Source organism: Halorubrum tebenquichense DSM 14210, assembly GCF_000337415.1.
GTDB lineage: Archaea > Halobacteriota > Halobacteria > Halobacteriales > Haloferacaceae > Halorubrum > Halorubrum tebenquichense.
The window spans coordinates 15,797-33,560 of the sequence record NZ_AOJD01000051.1; the positions used below are offsets into that span (position 1 = coordinate 15,797).

Sequence of the window (17,764 nt, forward strand, 5' to 3'; positions counted from 1 at the left end):
TCCGTGACAGACCACCGACGGTGGCCGGCGCGTGCCTCCGAGCCCGCCGCCGAAGGCGGCCGCGAGTAGCGAGAGACCGAAGGTCTCTCGGACAGCCGGCGGCGAAGCCGCCGACGAGGCTGGGGAGGCGTGAGGTGCGGGGCTGTGCGGGGCGGGGACTCGAAGGGGCAGCCGCGAGGGCGAAGCACGACGACGCAAGCACCACAGCGAAGGAACGTAGTGACTGAGCGAGGAGCGCAGCGAGTCGCGCGAGTCCTCGCGGCTGGGGCTTCGGTGGTCTCTGTCGGAACAGTGTCTGCGTGTAGCCGAGCGGCTGGGGCTTCGGTGGTCTCTGTCGGAACAGTGTCTGCGTGTAGCCGAGCGGCTGGGGCTTCGGTGGTCGTGTCCCCAGCAGCAACCGCGTCGTAGCGACCGACCGGATCGTCGACCCCGTCCGGACCGATCAACGACCCACAGCCGACAACTAGATCGTCTTACTGGAACCGGACGCCCAGGTCGTGAAGGCCGTCGTTGTTCTGCGCGACGTTGATGAGAAGCGGCGTCAGCCCCTCGATTTCGGGTGCGTTGGCGATCCCGCCGGCGTCGAGCGCGCGCAGTCCCTCGATCCCCTCGGCCACGTCGGCCACGGTCTCCTTCGCGTCCGGGTCGTCGCCGATCACGAGCGTGTCGACGCCGAGGTCGGCGTCGAGGTTCGCCAGCCGCGCGGCGGCGAGGTTGTGGAACGCGCCGACGACCGCGACGCCCTCGGGGGCCGCGTCGGCGACGATCGCCGTCACCGACCCCGCGCCCGGCTTGTGGTAGTGGAACCCCTCCTCGTCGCGCTTCATCCCGGTGGCGGGCGAGACGAGCACGTCGCCGTCGTCCAGCGACGCCGCGACCGCCTCGACGGTGTCGCCGACGTGGTACGGCGGCACCGCGAGCACGACGATCCGCGCGTCGGCGGCGACCGCGGCGTTCTCGCCGCCGGTCACCGCGGCGTCGAGCCCGCGGCTCTCCAGTTCGGTGGTGTACTCCTCGGCCTTCGTCTCGGCCTTCTCGGCCTCCCGCGAGCCGACTGCGACCCGGTGGGGCGTGTCCGCGGCCAGCCGCAGCGCGAGCCCCTCCCCGATGTCTCCGGTGCCGCCCAAGATGGCGATTTTCATACGATCCGTGCGGTCGCTCGCGACTTCAGGGTTGCGTGACCGGCCGTCCTCGCCACGGTCGAAGCCGGCGGTGCGGCCTCGTCGAGCGGGGGCTTCTTGTCCGACCGCGGGGAGGCGACGCACATGGACGAGCAGGACCGCGTCGCCGCGTTCGTCGACGAGTACGGCCTGGAGACCGACCTCGCCTACCACGTCCTCGACTTGGAGAGCGAGGTCGGCGAGATAGCGAAGGAGGTGACGACCTCCACCGACTACGGGCGCGACCCAGCCGCCGCCGCGGTCGCGACCGACGAGGTCGGCGACGCGCTGTTCGCGCTACTCGCGCTCGCCGAGGCGGCCGACATCGACGCCTCGGCAGCGCTCGACGAGGCGCTGGCGAAGTACGAGGCGCGGATCGAGTCCTCCGGCGATCCGGGCTCCGGCGAGTAGCGACGCGCCGCGCCCGGGCGTCGGTTCAAGTGCGTCGCCCGCCTACCGCGGCCATGACCGACGCCCCGTCGCTCGCGCTCCGCTACGTCGTCTGCGACGCCTGCGGGACGGTGTTCGCGCTGCCGGACGACCCGGACGAGCCGACCGCCTGCGGCCGCTGCGGTGCCCGCGCGCTCCGCGAACTCCCGGGCCTTCGGGGGGCGGAGGCGTACTTCACGCCCTGAACGCGGTCCGCGGGCCGCGGTTCACCCGCGGCCGATCGGTCCGACTGCCTCACGGATCCGATCGCCTCACGGATCAGATCGACTCACGGCTCCGACCACGTTAGGCCCCCTCCTCACACCGGATCGTTCCCACCGGCCTCCTCGGCCGCGATCGCCCGCAGCTCCTCGTCGGAAAGCCGGTCGACCACGAACTCCGGCATCCCCTCGGGAACGCCCGGCGGAACCTCCCGGTCGCCGTCCGTTCCCCCGGCCGGCCTGCCGCCGCCTGCTCCCCCGGCCGGCCTCCCGCCGTCCGTTCCCCCAGCCGGCCTCCCGCCGTCCGTCCGAGACGCCACGCGGGAGCCGCCGCCGTCCTCGTCGCCCACGGCCAACCGGCGCACGGTGCGTTCCAGCGCCTCGACCGCATCCGACTGGCGCTCGCTCTCGGCCGCCAGCTCCCGCATCTCCTCGGTGATGTCGTTCGACCGCTCGACCACGCCGTCTATCGTCGCCGCTATCTCCTCGGCGGCGGCGGCCTGCTCGTCGGTCACGTCCGAGACCTCGTCGATCCCGTTCGCCGTCTCCGTCACCGCCTTGGCGATGGCGGAGAGGCTCTCGGTCGCGTCGCCGACGCGATCGCTCCCGTCGTCGACCCGTTGGGTCGTCTCCGAGAGGCTCTCGACCGTCTCCTCGGTGTCGGTGCGGATCCCGTCGACCATCGACTCGATGTCGCTCGCGTGCCGCTGTGACTCCTCCGCGAGCGACTTGATCTCGTCGGCGACGACGCCGAACCCGGCCCCCGCGTCGCCCGCCCGGGCCGCCTCGATCGACGCGTTCAACGCGAGCAGGTTCGTCTGGTCCGCGATCCCGTTGATCGCGTCGACGAACTCGTCGATCTCCTCGACGCGGTCCTGGAGCGCCCTGACGTCGGCGGCCACCTCGTCGACGGCGGAGCCGATGTCGTCCATGGCCGCCGCGGCGTCGTCGGCCGCGTCCCGGCCGTCCTCCGCGAGCGCCTCCGCCCGGCTACTCGTGCGCTCCACCTCGTCGGCGGTCGACGCCACCTCCTCGACGGTCGCCGAGAGGTTCGCCACCTCCGAGGAGACCTCGGCCACCCGCCGCGACTGGTCCTCGGCCGCGTCGCCGACCTCGGCGGCGCTGTCGGCGACGTCGCCCGCCGACTCGCGGAGGTCGCCGATCGGCTCTCGGACCTCGGCTTCCACCTCGGCCATCAGCCGCTCGTTCTCCTCGACGGCCGCGGAGAGCTTCTCGCTGTACGAGTGGATGTACGTGTCCGTCACGACCTGCATGTCGAGGTTGACGATCCGGAGGACCGAGAGGATGTCCTCGATCGCGTCGTCGACCTCCGCTTCGACCGCCGCCGCGGTCTCGTCGTCTACCTCGCCGCCCGCACCGCCCTCGGCCAGCCGGTCGGTGAGCGAGTCGACGAGCCGGTCGCCGACCAGCGGGAGGATGAGGTCGTAGTACACCCCGTACTGGCCGAGGTAGTGTTTCATCGGCATCTCCAGCATGTCGTGGAGCTTCCCGATCCGCGCCCGGTCCTCGAAGTACTCCGGGCCGTAGTCGCCCTCGGCGAGCGTCACGAGGTACGCCGACTGCGTCCGCTTGAGCTGTTCGACTCCCTTTTCGGACCGACCGATCACGTCGACGGTCTGGTCGTACCCGGTGAGGTTGTCGTAGAAGTCGTCCGCGATCTGCTCCGCGTTCTCCGCGAACGCGTCCCCGTACCGGCTCAGTCGGCGCTCGTCCTCCTCGTCGAATCCCACGAACTCCTTCCGCCACGCGATCTCGTCGGCGTCGAGCCCGATCTCCTCGACCAGTTCGTCGGCGTCGAGTCCGTCGTTCAAACCGCCCCGCCCGAAGTCGTCTCGACCGAAATCCCCACGTGAAGCCATACTGGGCCCTCTCCTTTTGGGTTATAAAAGAAGCAACACCCGAATATCACGGGCGATACTTCCGGTGTCGCCGGAGAATACCTCGGCGCGGTCGGGCGGATCTCTCGGCGGCCGCGGCAGCGACGACGCCGCTCAGTCGTCCCCGGCGGCCGCGTCGCCCTCGCCGGCCGCGTCGCTCTCCCCGGCGGCTCCCGCGTCGGCGGCCGGTTCGACCGCGACCGCCGAGTGCTTGAACTCCGGTATCTTCGCCGCCGGGTCGAGCGCGTCGCCCGTCAGGGCGTTCGCGAGCGGCTCCGCGTAGTGGAACGTGCAGAACGCGACCCCCTCGCGGACCGCCGGCGTGACGTCGGCCGCGGCCTCGACGGTCCCGCGCTCGTTCGAGGCGACCACCCGGTCCCCGTCCTCGATCCCGCGCTCTGCGGCGTCGGCCGGGTGGATCTGGAGGACGTCCTCGCCGCGCATCGCCATGAGACGGTCCGAGCGCCGGCTGAGCGCCCCGCTGTTGAAGTGCTGGAGGACGCGCCCGGTCGTCAGGGTCAACTCGCCGGCGTCGAGGTCGTCCGCGGGCGGGTCCGCGTCCACGACCGCGAGCGGTGCGGTCCGCTCGCCGGTCGCGAACGTCTCCGCGTGTAACACGTCTGTCCCCGTCCCCGCCTCGGCGTCGAACGGCCACCGCTGGTAGCCGTCGCCGACCCCCTCGTAGCTCATCCCCTCGTAGATGGAGGCGACCCGCGTCAGTTCGTCGAAGGCCGCCTCGGGACCGTCGTACGCGAACTCCTCGGGCCGGTCGGTCAGGCGACGGCCGAGTTCGGTCAGGATCTCGAAGTCGCGCCGGGCGTCGCCCGGGAGGTCGGCGTTCGGCCGCATCCGCATCACGCGCCGGTCGGTGTTCGTCACGGTCCCGGACTTCTCCGCCCACGCGCTCCCGGGGAGGACGACGTCCGCGTGTTCCGCCGTCCGCGTCTCGAAGAGGTCGATGACGACGCAGAAGTCGAGGTCGTCGAACGCCGACGAGACCGCGGTCGCGTTCGGCTCCGTGACCGCCGGGTTCTCGCCGAAGACGACCGCCGCCCGCACCTCGTCGCCGAACCGGTGGGTGGCCTCGACCTCGGTGAGCCCGGGCTCCGCCGGCGGCTCGACGCCCCATTCCTCGGCGACGCGCTCGCGGGCGTCCGGGTCCGTCACCGGCTCGTAGCCGGGGAGCACGCCGGGAAGGCCGCCGACGTCGCTCGCCCCTTGAACGTTGTTCTGCCCGCGCAGCGGGTTCACGCCCGTCCCCGGTCTCCCGACGTTACCGGTCAGCAGCGCGAGGTTGAGCAGGGCGTGGACGTTGTCGGTGCCGCAGCGGTGCTGGCTCGTCCCCATTCCGGTGATCACCGCCGCGCGGTCGGCCTCGCCGTACGCCCGCGCCGCCTCGCGGACCGCCTCGGGGTCGACGCCGGCCGCCTCGGCGCTCGCCGCGACGTCGACGTCGGCGAGGTGCTCGCGCAGCCGGTCGAAGCCGGTCGTCCGCTCCGCGAGGAACCCCTCGTCGACGAGGTCCTCCTCGACGAGCACCGCGGCGACCGCGTTCAACAGCTGGATGTCGGTGCCGGGCCGCAGCGGGAGGTGGACGTCCGCCGCCTCGGTCGTGTCGTTCGCGCGCGGGTCGACGTGGACCAGCGTCGCGCCGTCGCGGACCGCCGGGAGGATGTACGACCGGAACGCGACCGGGTGCTGTTCGGCCGGGTTCGCCCCGTTGACGAGGATACAGTCCGCCTCCCCCAGGTCGTCGAGCGTGTTCGTCATCGCGCCCGCGCCGAACCGCTCGCTCATCGCGGCGACCGTCGAGGCGTGACAGAGCCGCGCGCAGTTGTCCACGTTGTTCGTGCCGAGGACGCGCGCGAGCTTCTGGAGGACGTAGTTCTCTTCGTTCGTGCAGTTCGAGGAGGCGAAGAACTGGACGGCGTCGGCCCCGTGCTCCTCGACCACCTCTCCGATCCCGCTCGCGACGCGGTCGAGCGCCTCCTCCCACGGGGCCGTGACGAAGCTCCCGTTGTGTTCGACCAGCGGCTCCGTCAGGCGGTCCCCGTGGTCCACCACGTCGAACGCGGCCGCCCCCTTCGGACAGATCTCTCCGCGGCCGTTCACCGGCCCCTCGACGCCCGTCGCGCTCCCGCGGCCGGCGTACTCGACGCTGCAGCCGACCCCGCAGAACGGACAGACGGTCGGGTTCGACTCGAATCGGCGCTCGGAGGTCTCGCTCGGATCGGGCATCGCGTTCGGATAGGGCCTCCACGCCCCTCCCGATGTGACCGGAGTTGCGTGGTGTTTTAAATACCCGTGCGCGCTCGGCGGGACCTCGCGGGCGACTCACCCGGTCACGGCGTCGCCGACGGCCGGCGCGAGGACGCGGCCGAGCGACAGGACCCCGGCGGTCACGAGGCAGGCGGCGAACGCGATCGTGCCGAGCTTTCCGCCGAAGCCGACGAAGTACGGCGTCGCGCCGACGAACGCGGTCCCCGCGACCCCGCCGGCCAGCAGCATCGCCCCGGGGCCGGGGATCCGCTCCGGCGTCGCCATCCCCGCGAACGACGCGCAGAAGGCGACCGCCGCGACCGCGTCGCCGGCGGCGAAGAGCGGCGGGCAGACGACCCCGGCGACGAGCCCGACGACCGCGGAGCCGACGACCGGCCCGTGGTCGAACCGGACCGAGAGGAGGAACGTCGCGAGCGCGGCGAGGGCGGCGACCCCGACGAGCCCCGCCGCGACGGTCGGACCCGGCACCGACCCCGTGCCGGGGGCCAGCCCGCCGAGCGCCGCGACCGACAGGCAGCCGACGAACGCCGTCGTCCCGAGCTTCCCGCCGAAGCCGTTGAACGCGCGCTTGACGAGCACGAAGACGACGGCCGCGACGAGGCCGGCGGCGACCACCGTCCCGAGGTCCGCCCCGGCCGCCGGGGTCGCCATCCCGACGAACGAGCCGCAGTACGCGGGCGCGCCGTACGTCTCCGTCAGGAGGTACGCGCAGAGGCCGACGAGCGCGGACGCCACGACCGGCCCGACGCCGAGCCGGACCGAGAGCAGGAACGTAACGGGCGCGCCGACGGCGACCGCGGCCGCGTTGCCGAGGTCGACGCGGGTGACGCCGAACTCACCGGTCCGCAGGGCGTCGCGGGTCTCCGTCGCGGCGGTGTACCCGAGGCTCGTCGCGGCGACCGCGAGCGCGACCGCCGCGACGAGCGGGTTCGGGCCGCCGCCGGTCTCGAACGCCAGGCCGGCGGTCGCCGCGACGCTCATCGCGGCACCGGCACCGGTCAGGGCGAGCGCGCCGAGGGCGTGGATCGATCGGTTCACGGCCGCGACTCCGGGCCCCGGACCGATATCGTCGGACCCTCAGTACTGCGGGTGTTCACGGGGGGTAACGGGCGAAACGAGCGCCCGTCTGGGATCAGGACTTTGTGCCCGTCCCCCTTAGCCCGACGCGATGGGAACCCAAGGGGAGTCGTCCGAGAGCCCCGCAGAGGCCACGCCCGACGGCGTCCGCGCGGGCGTCGCGATCCACGGGACCGGGAACTGCCCGGTCGTCGCCGCGTCGACCGCCCACGACGGCCCGATCACGGGCGTTAACTGGACGCACGCCGGCGACACACACACCGAGGAGTTCCGCGCCCGCGACCCGGCCGCGGTCGAAGACGCGGAGGGCGTCCCGTCGGCCTCGTCGGTGATCGACCTCGGCAGCGAGCGGGTGTACCGGTACGACCGCCCGGACGACGGCGCGTGCGCCTGTCGGATCATCGAGGAGCTGGACTGCCCGATCGCCGACGCGCGCGCCGAGGACGGCGTCCTCCTCCTAACGTTACACCTCCCCGACCTCGAACGCCTCCGCGACGTCGTCTCGGCGCTCGACGGGGTCGTCGACCGCGTCGAGGTCCGCTACCTCGTCCACGGCGCGACGCGCGGCGACGAGCTGTCGGACCGGACCCTCGTCGACCGCGGCCGGCTCACCGACCGCCAGTGCGAGGTGCTGCGGACCGCCTACCGCATGGGGTACTTCGAACGCCCCCGCGACGCCAACGCGAGCGTGGTCGCCGACGCGCTCGACATCGCCCCCTCGACGTTCGCCGAACACCTCGCGGCGGCGCAGCGGAAGCTCCTCGAAGAGACGCTCGCCGAGAACTGACCCCCCGCCTTAGGCGGCGTGCTCGTCGATCGCGGACTCGAGCGTCGCGCGGTCCTGCGCGCCGACGAACCGGTCGACCGCCTCTCCGTCCGCGTACAGGACGAGCGTCGGGATGCTTCGCGCCCCCAGCTGTTGAGCGACCGCCTGATTGGCGTCCACGTCGACCTTCGCGACCGCGGCGTCGGTCTCGGCCGCGAGCGCCTCGATCGTCGGCTCCATCATCTGACAGGGCCCGCACCAGTCGGCGTAACAGTCCACGAGGACGACGTCGTGGTCGTCGACGGTCCGCCGGAGCTCGTCCGTCCCGTTCACGTGGACCGGCTCGCTCGGTGTCCCCGACCCGCCGTCGTCACCCGAATCGGTGCTCCCGGCCTCCGCGAGCGATTCCCCGTCGTCGAGGCGCGCTTCGAGCTCCCGGCGCTTCCGCTCCCGGATGCGCTCGCGCTCCGTCTTCGCGTCATCGTCGACCGCTTCGTTCGCGTCGGCTGCGTCACTCATATCGCAGTATTGGGCATATATGACAATATAACTTCCGCCATCGGGTCTACCTGTCGGCCCGATCTGACGACCCGGCGAGGTCGCCGAGTCCGGCCGCGCGCAGGTCCACGTTGTCCGCGACGAGGTCGGCCGCGCGGTCGTACGGCGAGCGGTCGACCGCCGCTGCGTCCGAGCGCGGCCGCCCCGCCCGCTCGAAGACCGCCTCGACGAACGCGTCGCGCACGCGCTCCGTCTCGAAGAGCCCGTGGAGGTACGTCCCGAGCACCCGGTCGGTGGCGACGCTCTCCGCGCCGAGCGGCTCGGTCGCGGCCGGCGTCGACTCCCCCCGTTTCCCGTCGAGGAGCCGCGTCCGCCCGGCGCGGATCTCGTAGCCGGTCGCCTCCCCGTCCGCGCCGGCGATCGGTCCGACGCCGTCGACGGCACAGGTCACGCGCTCGACGCGCTTGTCCGCCGAGAACCCGGTCTCGACCGGGAGCAGGCCGACCCCCGGAACCGTCTCGCGGTCGCCCGTCCCCTCGACGGCGGCGTCGACGAGGCGCTCGCCGAGGAGCTGGTAGCCGCCGCAGACGCCGACCACGGGGCCGTCGAACGCGCGCAGGGCCGCGTCGAAGCCGGCCTCGCGGAGCGCGAGCAGGTCGTCGACGGTGTTCTTCGACCCCGGGAGGACGACCGCGTCGACCCCGTCCAGCGCGGCGTCGAGCGGGAGGTAGACGACGCGGACGCCCGGCTCGCGCGCCAGCGGCTCCAGGTCGGTGAAGTTGGAGATGCGCGGGAGCCGCGGGACGCCGACCCGGACGGCCTCGTCGTCGGGGACGCCGTCGTCCGCGCCGAGGACGCCCTCGCCCTCGCTCGCGCTCCCGGCCTCCCCTCCGGCGGTCGCCGCGTCCGGCAGCGAGAGGCTGTCCTCCGCCGGCAGGCCCGGATCGTCGTGCGGGACGACGCCGACTATCGGGACGCCGGTCCGCGCCTCGATCTCGTCGATGCCGGGTTCGAGGAGGTCCGGGTCGCCGCGGAACTTCGTGATCACGGCCCCGCACACGCGTTTGCGGAGGTCCTCGGGCAGCAGTTCGAGGGTCCCGTAGAGGCTCGCGAACGCGCCGCCGCGCTCGATGTCGACCGCGATCAGGATCCGCGCGTCCGCGAACCGCGCGCACTCGACGTTCGCGAGGTCGCGGTCGTGAAGGTTGATCTCGGCGACGCTCCCCGCGCCCTCGGCGACGATGACATCGTGGCCGGCCGCCAGCCGCTCGTGCGCGGCGATCGCGGCGTCGCGGGCGTCCGCCCAGTGGTCGTCGTAATAGGTCGACGCCGGGGCGTTCGCGACCGCCTCGCCGTCGACGATTATCTGGCTCTCCCCGCCGCCGCGGGGCTTGAGCAGCACGGGGTTCATGTCCGTCGTCGGCACCGTCTCGGCCGCCCGCGCCTGGACGTGCTGGGAGACGCCGACCTCGCCCCACTCGCCGTCCGGGGCGAGCGCCACCCGGGCGTTGTTGCTCATGTTCTGCGCCTTGTACGGCGCGACGGAGACGCCGCGGCGCGCGAGCAGCCGACAGAGCCCGGCCGCCAGCGTGCTCTTGCCGACGTGGCTCGCCGTGCCCGCGATCAGGACGGTGTCGGCGTCCCCCGCGCTGTCGCCGCTCATCGGACTCCCCCCGCCACCGTCAGTACTCCGTCCCCCGGCGGGCGCGCTGGCCGTCGTCGAACGGGTGTGCCTCCTTCCGGACGTTCGTGATCAGGTCGGCGACCCCGTCGAGGTAGTCGGGTTCGGCGTGGCTCCCGGTGAGGACGAGTTCGAGGCCGTCCGGCTTCGACTCCGCGAGCGCGACGACGGCGTCCCCGTCGACGAGGCCGCGGTCGACCGCGTACAGCAGTTCGTCGAGGATTAGCATGTGGACGCCGTGCTCGGGGTCGCCGTCGAGCGGGAACGGCTCCGTCAGGTCGGCCTCGCCGGCCGCCGCGACGAGGGCCTCCGCGCGCTCGAAGGCGGCGGTCGCCTTCGCCTCGTGCTCGTCGTCGGCCGACCCGTCGAGCAGGCCGTGCCAGCCGTAGTGGCCGGCGTTCTCGTAGGAGAACCCGGGCACGGCCGCGATCGCGTTGTACTCGCCCCTGACGCCCTCGACGCTGTCCGCGCCCCCCTTCATGAACTGGAGCATGTGGACGCGGTAGCCGTGCCCCGCGGCCCGGAAGCCCATCCCCATCGCCGCCGTGGTCTTCCCCTTCCCGCCGCCCCAGAACGCCTGGACCAGCCCGAACTCCTCGGGCGCGCCCGGCTCGATCGGCTGCGGCTCCGGGGCCGCGCCGCCGCCCGGAGTGCGGGCGGCGCGGTCGTCGGTCTCCTCGTGCGATACGTCGTCTCCGTTCGTGGTGTCGTCGTGGGTCGTGGTCATGGATCGAAAACCTCCGCCCGCTCGTCGGTGACGACGCCGTGTTCGGCGTCGGCCGTCGGACCGGGCACGTCGCCGTCCGGGTACCGCGACCGCAGGCCCGCGCGGACCGCGTCCCGGACGCAGGCGCGGGCCGCCGCGCCGACCGCCGTGGCGCTCCCGGAGAACTCGGCCGGCTCGCCGTCCGGGTCGTCGGCGACGACGACGGCGTCGCTCGTCGTCCCCGGCACGCCCGCCGCCGCGAGCAGCGTCGCCGCCTTCGCCTCGGCCGCGACCGCGACGAGGTTCGCCGCGGCCCCCGGCGCGAGCCGCCGCGTCGTGCCGACGATCAGGTTGACCGTCCCGAGGCGCTCGGGGCGGTCGGTCGGCTCCGCACTCCGCGAGTCGTCCATCTCGGCCGATTTGTCCGATACGCCCGCGCCAGCCGGCTCCATCGGCAGCATCGCGGGGTTCGAGAGCCCGACCGTCGCGTACGCGACGACCGGCCCGAGCCGCGCGCCCCGCGCGTGGTCCATCGAGACGCCCGTGAACAGCGTCGGCGGGGCGTCGCGGTCGGGAGCGCCGCCGCCGGAGTCGTTCCTTCCGTCGTCGAACCCCGCCCGCGCCAGCCGCTCGTCGCGGTAGGCCGCGAGGTCGGTCCGGTCGAACCCCTCCGGGACCGTCACGTTGTACGCGGCCGCCGCCCGCGCCCGCCCCCCGTCCCAGCCGGTCGAGACCCAGCGCGTCTCCGGGCGGTGTAGCCGGAGCACCCCCTCGCTGACGGTCGCGTCAAACATCGGCGGCCGCACCCCGGTTCCCGTCGCCTCCCTCCCCGCCGCTCCCGTCGTTGCCCTCTCCGTCACCGTCGCTCCCGTCGCCCGCGTCGAGCGCGGCGAGGAGCCGGTCGTTCTCCGCCGGCCGGCGGACCGCGACCCGGACGTGCGAGTCGAGCCCGCGGAAGGTCCGCGCGTCCCGGACGGCCACGCCGCGCTCCCGGGCGCGCCCGATCACGCGGTCGATGTCGCGGTCGCCGACGTCGAGCAGGAGGAACGGCGCTTCGGAGGGGGCGACGGCGTACCCGGCGTCGGTCAGCGCCGCGCGCAGCCGACCGCGCTCCCGCCGGACGCGCTCGCGGGTCTCGCGGACGAATCCGCCCTGTCGGAGGCAGTACTCCCCGGTCGCGAGCGCCGGGGCGCTCACGTTCCACGCGCGGCGCGCGCCCCGCAGCGCCGCGCCGAGGTCGCCGACCCCGACCGCGAAGCCGGTCCGGAGCCCGGGGAGCCCGAACAGTTTCGTGAGCGCCCGCGCGACGACGACGCCCTCGGTCCCCGCGACCGACTCGCGCTCGGTGAACCCGAGGAACGCCTCGTCGACGAGCAGTACGGTCCCGGCGGCCCGGCAGCGCGCCGCGAACGAGAGCAAGGACTCGCGGTCGTAGCCGGTCCCGGTGGGGTTGTTCGGCGTACAGACGACCGCCAGCGCGTGGCCGCTCGGGTCGGCGTCGAGGACGCGCTCGGCGTCGACGAAGGCGGGGTCGCCCCCCTGTAGCCGCACTTCACGGGCGTACTCGCCGAAGCTCGGGGCCGGGAGCAGGGCGGTGTCGCCGTCGTCGACCGCGAGCGCGACCGCGGCGCGGATCGCCGCCAGCCCGCCCGGCGTCGGGACCACGCTCTCGGGGTCGCAGCCGACGTACTCCGCGGCGGCCGCGCGGAACGCTTCCGGCGGCTCCGGCGGGTACGTCCGCGCCGTCTCGAACGCGGCGCGGTACGCGCGCTCGACCCCGTCGGGGACCTCGGGGTTCGCGTTCGCGCTGAAGTCGAGCAGGTCGGGGTCGTCGCTGCTCCCGTGCGGCTCGCGTCCCAGCGCCGCCGCCCGCTCGCGGTTCACGACGGTCCACCCCCGTCGGCGGCCGACCCCGCGTCCGGTCGGTCGAGCCAGTCGACCCCGCCGGTCGGGAGGGTTGGTGCGCCCGGGTCCTCCCGGAGGATCCGCTCCGCGAGCCGCCGGTCCGCGGGGCGGTTGACGTTGACGGCGAGGCGAGCGTCGCGGGTCGCGCGGACCGCCTCGTCGCCCGCGCCGCCGAGCGCCCCGACGACGTTGACCCCGGCCGGAACGTCGGCGGTCGCGTCGCCGTCGCCCGCATCTCCGCCGTCCGCGTCGCCGCCGTCCCCGTCGCCGTCCCCCTCGTCGTCGTACCGGGTCACGGCGTCGGCGCTCGCGCCGAGTTCCCGCTTGCGCGCCGCGGGGACCCTGACCGACAGCGCGTCGGCGTCGGCCGCGGCGCGGGCGTCGAGGACCGCGTCGACGGCCGGGCCGTCGAGCAGCGGGAGGTCGGCCGCGACGGTGAGCGTCGGCGCGGTCGGTCCCCCGGACAACGCCGCCCGGAGGTCCGCGACGTAGCCGTCGCCCGGCGTGTCGACGACGGCGAGTTCGAGCGACCCGCGATCCGGCCGGGACGCCTCCTCCTCCCGGCGCGCGACCAGTCGCTCGCGCGTCAGCGGGGTGTGCGGGGAGACGGCGGCGTACGCGGTCTCGACCCGGCTCGCGGCGAGGGCGTCGAGCGCGCGGTCGACCATCGACCGCCCGGCGACCGCCGCCAGGGGCTTCTCGCCGTCGCCGCCGAGCCGCGTGCCGCGGCCGCCGCACATCACGAGAGCGTCCACGCGATCACCCCCGCGTGGAGCGCCGTCGCCCGCGCCAGCTCCGTCGTCGCGCCGAGCACGTCGCCGGAGACGCCGCCGAGCCGCGCCCGCGCCCACGCGAACGCGAGGAGGCCGACCACGCCCGCGGCGACGAGGGCGGCGACGGTCGCCCGGACGCCGGCGGAGCCGCCGAGCGTTCCGGCCAGCGGCACCGCGGGCGCGACTGCGAGGGCAACGCCCGCGAGGGAGCGCGGGCCGGACTCGCCGGTCAGCGCGGAGCCGAGCCCCTCGTGTGCGGCGTCGCCGAGACAGACCAGCGCCGCCGTCGCGCCCCGCGCGCTCACCTCCGCGGCGACGACGAGGGCCGCCGCGCCGCCTGCTGAGAGACGAATCGCGTCCGCGACGGCCGCCCCCGCGGTCGCGAGACCGACGACGACCAGCGCGACGGCGAGCGCGCCGCCGACGCCGAGCGACGAGTCCTTCAATACCGCCCGCCGGCGGTCGGCGTCGCCGTGGACGACCGCGGCGTCCCCGAGGTCCGCGACGCCGTCGAGGTGGGTGATCCCGGTGACGAGGGAGAGCCACGCGGGGAACGCGACCGCGACCGTGGCCGACGGCACGCGGACGGGCGCGGCGGCCGCCGCGACGACCGGAAGCGCGACGAGGGGGCCGAGCGCGTAACCGACCGCCGGCAGGGCCGCGGGCCGCCGCCGGAACGCCTCCCAGTCGGCCTCGCCGCTCCCGACCGGAATCCGGGAGCAGAAGCCGACGGCACCGCGGAACGCGGCGACCGCCCCGGTCAGGACCACGCCGTCACCCCCGCGAGCGCGAGCAGCCAGCCGACGGCGACCGCGGCCGCGACCCCGGCGGCGGTCCCGACGAGGCGGACCCCGTCACGGGCGGTCGCCGGCGTCGGCGGCTCCGGGCCCCCGTCGAGGACGTACGCCCCGCGCTTCTCCAACCGGACGCCGAGCGCGACCGCCGCGGTCGCCATCGGCCACCCGGAGTTCGGCGACGCCGGCTCGCGGGCGAGGGATCTCGCATCCCGGAGCGACCCCGGCGACCGCGCCGCGACGGCGAGACAGACGGCGCTCGCCCGCGCCGGGAGGGACATGACGGCGTCGTCGAGGCGGGCGCTCGCGCGCCCGACCGGCTTCGACCGGTAGCCGAGCATGGAGTCCAGGGTGTTCACGGCCTTCGCCCAGGCGGCCGCGGCCGACCCGCCGCCGAGCGCGAGCGCCGCGGGCGAGAGGGACGCGGCCAGGAGGGGGGCGACACCCGCCGCCGCGACCCCGGCGGTCGCTCCCGCGACGAACCAGCCGAGCGGGGCGACGACGCCGTCGGCGAGGTTCTCGGCCGCGCTCTCGACCGCGGCGCTCCGGAGGTCGGGCGGCGAGAGGTCGGACGGGTCGCGGCCGACCAGCGCGACGACGCGCTCGCGGGCCGCCTCGGGGTCCGTCTCGGTCAGCGCGACGGTCTCGGCCGCGACCGCGACGAGCATCCGACGGCTGACGGTCACCCACAGCGCGAGCGCCGCGGCCGCGACGCCGACGGGCGGGACGCCGTATAGGCGCGGACCGACCCCGGCCGCGACCGCGACGGTCCCGCCGACCGCGACCGCGGCGGCCAGCGGGAGCGCGACGGCGACGGCGACCCCGACCGCGTCCGGGCGCTTCCAGTCGCGGTCGAACGGGGCGACCGCCGCTCCGAACAGCGCCACCGGGTGGACTCGTCCGGGCGGTTCGCCGAGCGCGGCGTCGAGCGCGACGGCGACGACGACCGCGATGGCGGCGGCCGCGGCTGCCGCGGTGAGGGAGGGAACGGCGGCGACGCCCGACGGCCTCGCCGCGGTCGCCGTGGTCACCGTGATTGCCGCGTTCTCCGCGCCCGCCCCGCCCCCGATCGGGATCATAGTCCGTCGAGGAACGCGTCGAACGCCCCGCTCTCCGGGTGGACATGACCGTACGTTCCGAGGGTGCGGTGTTCGGTCAGTCCGTCGCGGTCGCCGTCGATCCCGGTCCCGCGCACCACGTCGAAGGCGAACCGCGCGTCGCCGGCGGCGTCGGCCGCGGAGTAGTGGAACTCGTGGCCGCGGATCCGGTCGCCCGCCCCCGCTGTGAGCGTGTCGCTCCGGGCGCGGAGTTCGACGTGGTCGAGCGCCTGGTACCGCTCGCAGCGCTCGATCGACGCCGGGAGGACGCCCGCCATCTCGTACGCGTCGCCGTCCGCGGTCGTCAGCGTCTCCGCGAGCGCCATCAGCCCCCCGCACTCGCCGAGGACCGGCGTGCCCTCGGCCGCGGCGTCGGCGATCGATCCGAGCGCCGGCCCCTCGGCGAGCGCCTCGGCGTGGAGCTCCGGGTAGCCGCCGGGGAGGTAGACGCCGTCGCAGTCGGGGAGGTCGTCCCCGGCCGCGGGCGCGAAGGGGACCACGGTCGCGCGCTCGCGGAGCCGCTCGCGCGTGGCGGGGTAGACGAACCGGAAGGCGGCGTCGTCGGCGACCGCGACGCGTGGTCCGTCGCCGGCGGTCGCCGCGCCCCGCGCCTCGCCCGGGGGGACCTCCGGCGGCGTCGGCTCGCGGGCGGCGTCGAGCAGCCGGTCGGCCCGGAGCGTCTCTGCGGCCTCGTCGAGCGCGCCGTCCGGGAGCGCCGCCTCGTCGCCGCCGTGGAGGCCGAGGTGTCGGTCCGGAATTTCGAGGTCGTCGCTGGGCGGGATCCGGCCGAAGTAGTCGAGCGACTCCGGCAGCGCCTCGCGGATCCCCGACTCGTGGCGGCCGCCGTGCGCCCGCTGGGCGATCACGCCCGCCACGTCGAGGTCGTGTTCCGTCCGGTCGGCGTACTCGCGGAAGCCGAGCGCGGTCGCCGCGACGCTCTCCATCCCGGCGCTCGCGTCGACGACGAGGACGACCGGGAGGTCGAGCGCGGCGGCGACCCCGGCCGTGCTGGCGACGCTGCCGTCGTACAGCCCCATCACTCCCTCGATCACGCAGACGTCGCCGTCGCCGCGGGCGTAGTTGCGCCGGAGCCCGTCGGCCCCCTGAAGCCACGGGTCGAGCGTCCGGGAGGGGCGTCCCGCCGCGCGGGCGTGGTGGCTCGGGTCGATGAAGTCCGGCCCCGCCTTCGCGGGCTGGACCGTCCGTCCCGCCGCCTCGAACGCGCGCAGCGTCGCGAGCGTCGCGACCGTCTTGCCGACGCCGGAGGCCGTGCCGCCGAGGACGAGCCCCTTCACGGCGCGTCGCCTCCGTTCGCGGCGGTCGGTCCGCTCGCGGCCCCTCCGCCCTCCGAGCGCTCGGCGAGCAGGCGGTCGGTCACGGCGGCGATCCGTTCGCGGACGGCGGCGTCGGCCACGCCCGCCCGCTCGGCGAGCGCGAGCGCCCCGCCCATGCCGACGCCCTCCTTCGCCTCGCCGCGGGCGTACGCCGCCATCGCCGGGTGGTCGCTCTCCGCGAACCCCGGGTCGGCGGCCGCGAGCCGCAGGTCGAGGTCGTCGGCGACCGCCGGGAGGTCGGCGGTGGGGTCGTCCGCGACGAGCGACGTGGTCGCGAGCGGGAGCGGCCGCTCGACGCCGGCGTGTCGGGCGAGCGCGGCCGCGGCCGCGAGCTGGGTGCCGCCAGCGAGCGTCACGTCGACGCCGGCGTCCGCGCAGCCGACGATCAGGCCGGCGAGCGCGGCGAGGACCGGGTCGCCGACGAGCCGGACCGCCTCGGTCGGCTCGCCGGCCGCGTCGCCCGGTTCGAGGCCGCTCGCCGCCAGCGCCTCGGCGACGACGCGCCGCTTCCGCTCGATCGGGTTCGCCGGCAGCGACGAGGAGACGGCGGCCCGCTCGCCGAGCGCGGTCAGGACGCCGAGCGCGGTCGTCGTCCCGCCGGGGATCGTCTCGGCGAGGAGCAGTTCGGCGGCCTCTCCCCGGCCTCGCCCGCTATCGCCGTCGCCGCCCGCTGGCGCGTCGTGTTCCGGGGCGGCGAGCTCCGGCGCGAGCGCGCGGGCCCGCTCGAAGGCGGTCGCCGCTTCCGGGACCGGCTCCGGGTCGCGCACGTCGCCGCCCGGGGCCGCGCCGATGTCGCGGACGGCGGCCGCGGTCGGCGCGCCGAGCCCGGCGTCGACGGCCGTGACCGGCAGCGAGTCGGGGCCCAACAGCTCGCGGACCGCGCGGGTGGCGACCGCGGGCGTCGGACAGTCGGTCGGACTCACCGGCAGGGGCGAGTCCGGCGCGGGCCGCCCCGTCTCGACGATCTCCAGGTCTGCGCTCGGCGTCTCGGTCCGTACGTCCGGGTCCGCGCCCGCGGCGCTGATGCCGTCGATCGCGGCCGTCGCGGTCGTCCCCGCGACGACGACCAGCCTCACGGATCCCACCGGACACCACCTCCGTCGAGTCCGCGTCCGCCCGGCGCGGCGTCGTTGTGTACCACTGGC

Annotated in this window: 17 protein-coding genes; 3 read left to right on the forward strand and 14 right to left on the reverse strand. The window is 75.1% G+C overall.

What is annotated here, in order from left to right:
* Nucleotides 1-473: 473 nt before the first annotated feature.
* Entirely contained in the window at nucleotides 474-1,142 is a 669-nt protein-coding gene (gene npdG / locus C472_RS09220; protein ID WP_006629556.1) for an NADPH-dependent F420 reductase, read from the reverse strand.
* Nucleotides 1,143-1,265: 123 nt separating this feature from the next.
* On the opposite strand from npdG, the gene C472_RS09225 reads away from it, so the two are divergent.
* Nucleotides 1,266-1,571 (forward strand): MazG nucleotide pyrophosphohydrolase domain-containing protein, encoded by a 306-nt coding sequence (locus C472_RS09225; protein ID WP_006629557.1) that lies wholly within the window; start codon nucleotides 1,266-1,268, stop codon nucleotides 1,569-1,571.
* 53 nt (nucleotides 1,572-1,624) lie between these two features.
* Entirely contained in the window at nucleotides 1,625-1,795 is a 171-nt protein-coding gene (locus C472_RS17290) for a hypothetical protein (RefSeq protein ID WP_161612629.1), read from the forward strand.
* A 113-nt stretch (nucleotides 1,796-1,908) separates the two neighbouring features.
* Here the strand turns inward: C472_RS17290 and C472_RS09230 are convergent, their stop codons facing one another.
* The 3 genes from C472_RS09230 to C472_RS09240 all read right to left on the reverse strand — a co-directional run bounded on the left by C472_RS09230 (nucleotide 1,909) and on the right by C472_RS09240 (nucleotide 6,969).
* A complete protein-coding gene (locus C472_RS09230) occupies nucleotides 1,909-3,642 on the reverse strand; it encodes a globin-coupled sensor protein (protein ID WP_006629558.1) in 1,734 nt (577 codons plus the stop codon).
* Between the two features lie 180 nt (nucleotides 3,643-3,822).
* Nucleotides 3,823-5,946, reverse strand: a complete 2,124-nt coding sequence (gene fdhF, locus C472_RS09235) for a formate dehydrogenase subunit alpha (RefSeq protein ID WP_006629559.1) — start codon at nucleotides 5,944-5,946, stop codon at nucleotides 3,823-3,825.
* Between the two features lie 96 nt (nucleotides 5,947-6,042).
* Nucleotides 6,043-6,969 carry a hypothetical protein gene (locus C472_RS09240; RefSeq protein WP_049906499.1) on the reverse strand — a complete coding sequence of 309 codons (927 nt, stop codon included), beginning with the start codon at nucleotides 6,967-6,969 and terminating at the stop codon, nucleotides 6,043-6,045.
* A gap of 187 nt (nucleotides 6,970-7,156) precedes the next feature.
* On the opposite strand from C472_RS09240, the gene C472_RS09245 reads away from it, so the two are divergent.
* Entirely contained in the window at nucleotides 7,157-7,852 is a 696-nt protein-coding gene (locus C472_RS09245; protein ID WP_006629561.1) for a helix-turn-helix domain-containing protein, read from the forward strand.
* A 9-nt stretch (nucleotides 7,853-7,861) separates the two neighbouring features.
* Here C472_RS09245 and trxA read toward each other — a convergent pair whose 3' ends face one another.
* The 10 genes from trxA to C472_RS09295 are packed head-to-tail and all read right to left on the reverse strand — an operon-like array spanning nucleotide 7,862 to nucleotide 17,704.
* Nucleotides 7,862-8,350 (reverse strand): thioredoxin, encoded by a 489-nt coding sequence (trxA, locus tag C472_RS09250; RefSeq protein ID WP_006629562.1) that lies wholly within the window; start codon nucleotides 8,348-8,350, stop codon nucleotides 7,862-7,864.
* Between the two features lie 46 nt (nucleotides 8,351-8,396).
* Nucleotides 8,397-9,992, reverse strand: coding sequence for a cobyric acid synthase (locus C472_RS09255; protein WP_006629563.1), 1,596 nt, complete (start codon nucleotides 9,990-9,992; stop codon nucleotides 8,397-8,399).
* Between the two features lie 19 nt (nucleotides 9,993-10,011).
* Nucleotides 10,012-10,737: a cob(I)yrinic acid a,c-diamide adenosyltransferase gene (locus C472_RS09260; RefSeq protein WP_006629564.1), complete on the reverse strand. Its 726-nt coding sequence runs from the start codon at nucleotides 10,735-10,737 to the stop codon at nucleotides 10,012-10,014.
* Nucleotides 10,734-11,510 (reverse strand): adenosylcobinamide amidohydrolase, encoded by a 777-nt coding sequence (locus C472_RS09265; RefSeq protein ID WP_049906488.1) that lies wholly within the window; start codon nucleotides 11,508-11,510, stop codon nucleotides 10,734-10,736. The genes C472_RS09260 and C472_RS09265 overlap by 4 nt, the downstream gene beginning before the upstream one ends.
* The gene (locus C472_RS09270) at nucleotides 11,503-12,600 is read right to left on the reverse strand and encodes an aminotransferase class I/II-fold pyridoxal phosphate-dependent enzyme (RefSeq protein ID WP_006629566.1); all 1,098 of its coding nucleotides are present in this window, start codon (nucleotides 12,598-12,600) and stop codon (nucleotides 11,503-11,505) included. Before C472_RS09270 ends, C472_RS09265 begins: the two co-directional genes overlap by 8 nt.
* The gene (locus tag C472_RS09275; protein WP_006629567.1) at nucleotides 12,597-13,361 is read right to left on the reverse strand and encodes a GTP--adenosylcobinamide-phosphate guanylyltransferase; all 765 of its coding nucleotides are present in this window, start codon (nucleotides 13,359-13,361) and stop codon (nucleotides 12,597-12,599) included. The genes C472_RS09270 and C472_RS09275 overlap by 4 nt, the downstream gene beginning before the upstream one ends.
* Nucleotides 13,361-14,164, reverse strand: a complete 804-nt coding sequence (gene cobS, locus C472_RS09280; protein WP_006629568.1) for an adenosylcobinamide-GDP ribazoletransferase — start codon at nucleotides 14,162-14,164, stop codon at nucleotides 13,361-13,363. The genes C472_RS09275 and cobS overlap by 1 nt, the downstream gene beginning before the upstream one ends.
* Nucleotides 14,155-15,267, reverse strand: a complete 1,113-nt coding sequence (locus C472_RS09285) for a CobD/CbiB family cobalamin biosynthesis protein (protein ID WP_006629569.1) — start codon at nucleotides 15,265-15,267, stop codon at nucleotides 14,155-14,157. The genes cobS and C472_RS09285 overlap by 10 nt, the downstream gene beginning before the upstream one ends.
* Entirely contained in the window at nucleotides 15,264-16,580 is a 1,317-nt protein-coding gene (locus C472_RS09290) for a cobyrinic acid a,c-diamide synthase (protein ID WP_006629570.1), read from the reverse strand. The genes C472_RS09285 and C472_RS09290 overlap by 4 nt, the downstream gene beginning before the upstream one ends.
* Entirely contained in the window at nucleotides 16,577-17,704 is a 1,128-nt protein-coding gene (locus tag C472_RS09295; protein ID WP_006629571.1) for a nicotinate-nucleotide--dimethylbenzimidazole phosphoribosyltransferase, read from the reverse strand. Before C472_RS09295 ends, C472_RS09290 begins: the two co-directional genes overlap by 4 nt.
* Between the last annotated feature and the right edge of the window lie 60 nt (nucleotides 17,705-17,764).

What these genes read in the sequence shown, in the direction of transcription:
- C472_RS09240 (WP_049906499.1), bottom strand. Translation starts at nt 6,969, where the DNA reads ATGAGCGTCGCGGCGACCGCCGGCCTGGCGTTCGAGACCGGCGGCGGC.
- npdG (WP_006629556.1), bottom strand. Translation starts at nt 1,142, where the DNA reads ATGAAAATCGCCATCTTGGGCGGCACCGGAGACATCGGGGAGGGGCTC.
- C472_RS09260 (WP_006629564.1), bottom strand. Translation starts at nt 10,737, where the DNA reads ATGACCACGACCCACGACGACACCACGAACGGAGACGACGTATCGCAC.
- C472_RS17290 (WP_161612629.1), top strand. Translation starts at nt 1,625, where the DNA reads ATGACCGACGCCCCGTCGCTCGCGCTCCGCTACGTCGTCTGCGACGCC.
- C472_RS09265 (WP_049906488.1), bottom strand. Translation starts at nt 11,510, where the DNA reads ATGTTTGACGCGACCGTCAGCGAGGGGGTGCTCCGGCTACACCGCCCG.
- trxA (WP_006629562.1), bottom strand. Translation starts at nt 8,350, where the DNA reads ATGAGTGACGCAGCCGACGCGAACGAAGCGGTCGACGATGACGCGAAG.
- C472_RS09225 (WP_006629557.1), top strand. Translation starts at nt 1,266, where the DNA reads ATGGACGAGCAGGACCGCGTCGCCGCGTTCGTCGACGAGTACGGCCTG.
- C472_RS09245 (WP_006629561.1), top strand. Translation starts at nt 7,157, where the DNA reads ATGGGAACCCAAGGGGAGTCGTCCGAGAGCCCCGCAGAGGCCACGCCC.
- C472_RS09255 (WP_006629563.1), bottom strand. Translation starts at nt 9,992, where the DNA reads ATGAGCGGCGACAGCGCGGGGGACGCCGACACCGTCCTGATCGCGGGC.
- C472_RS09285 (WP_006629569.1), bottom strand. Translation starts at nt 15,267, where the DNA reads ATGATCCCGATCGGGGGCGGGGCGGGCGCGGAGAACGCGGCAATCACG.
- C472_RS09275 (WP_006629567.1), bottom strand. Translation starts at nt 13,361, where the DNA reads ATGTGCGGCGGCCGCGGCACGCGGCTCGGCGGCGACGGCGAGAAGCCC.
- fdhF (WP_006629559.1), bottom strand. Translation starts at nt 5,946, where the DNA reads ATGCCCGATCCGAGCGAGACCTCCGAGCGCCGATTCGAGTCGAACCCG.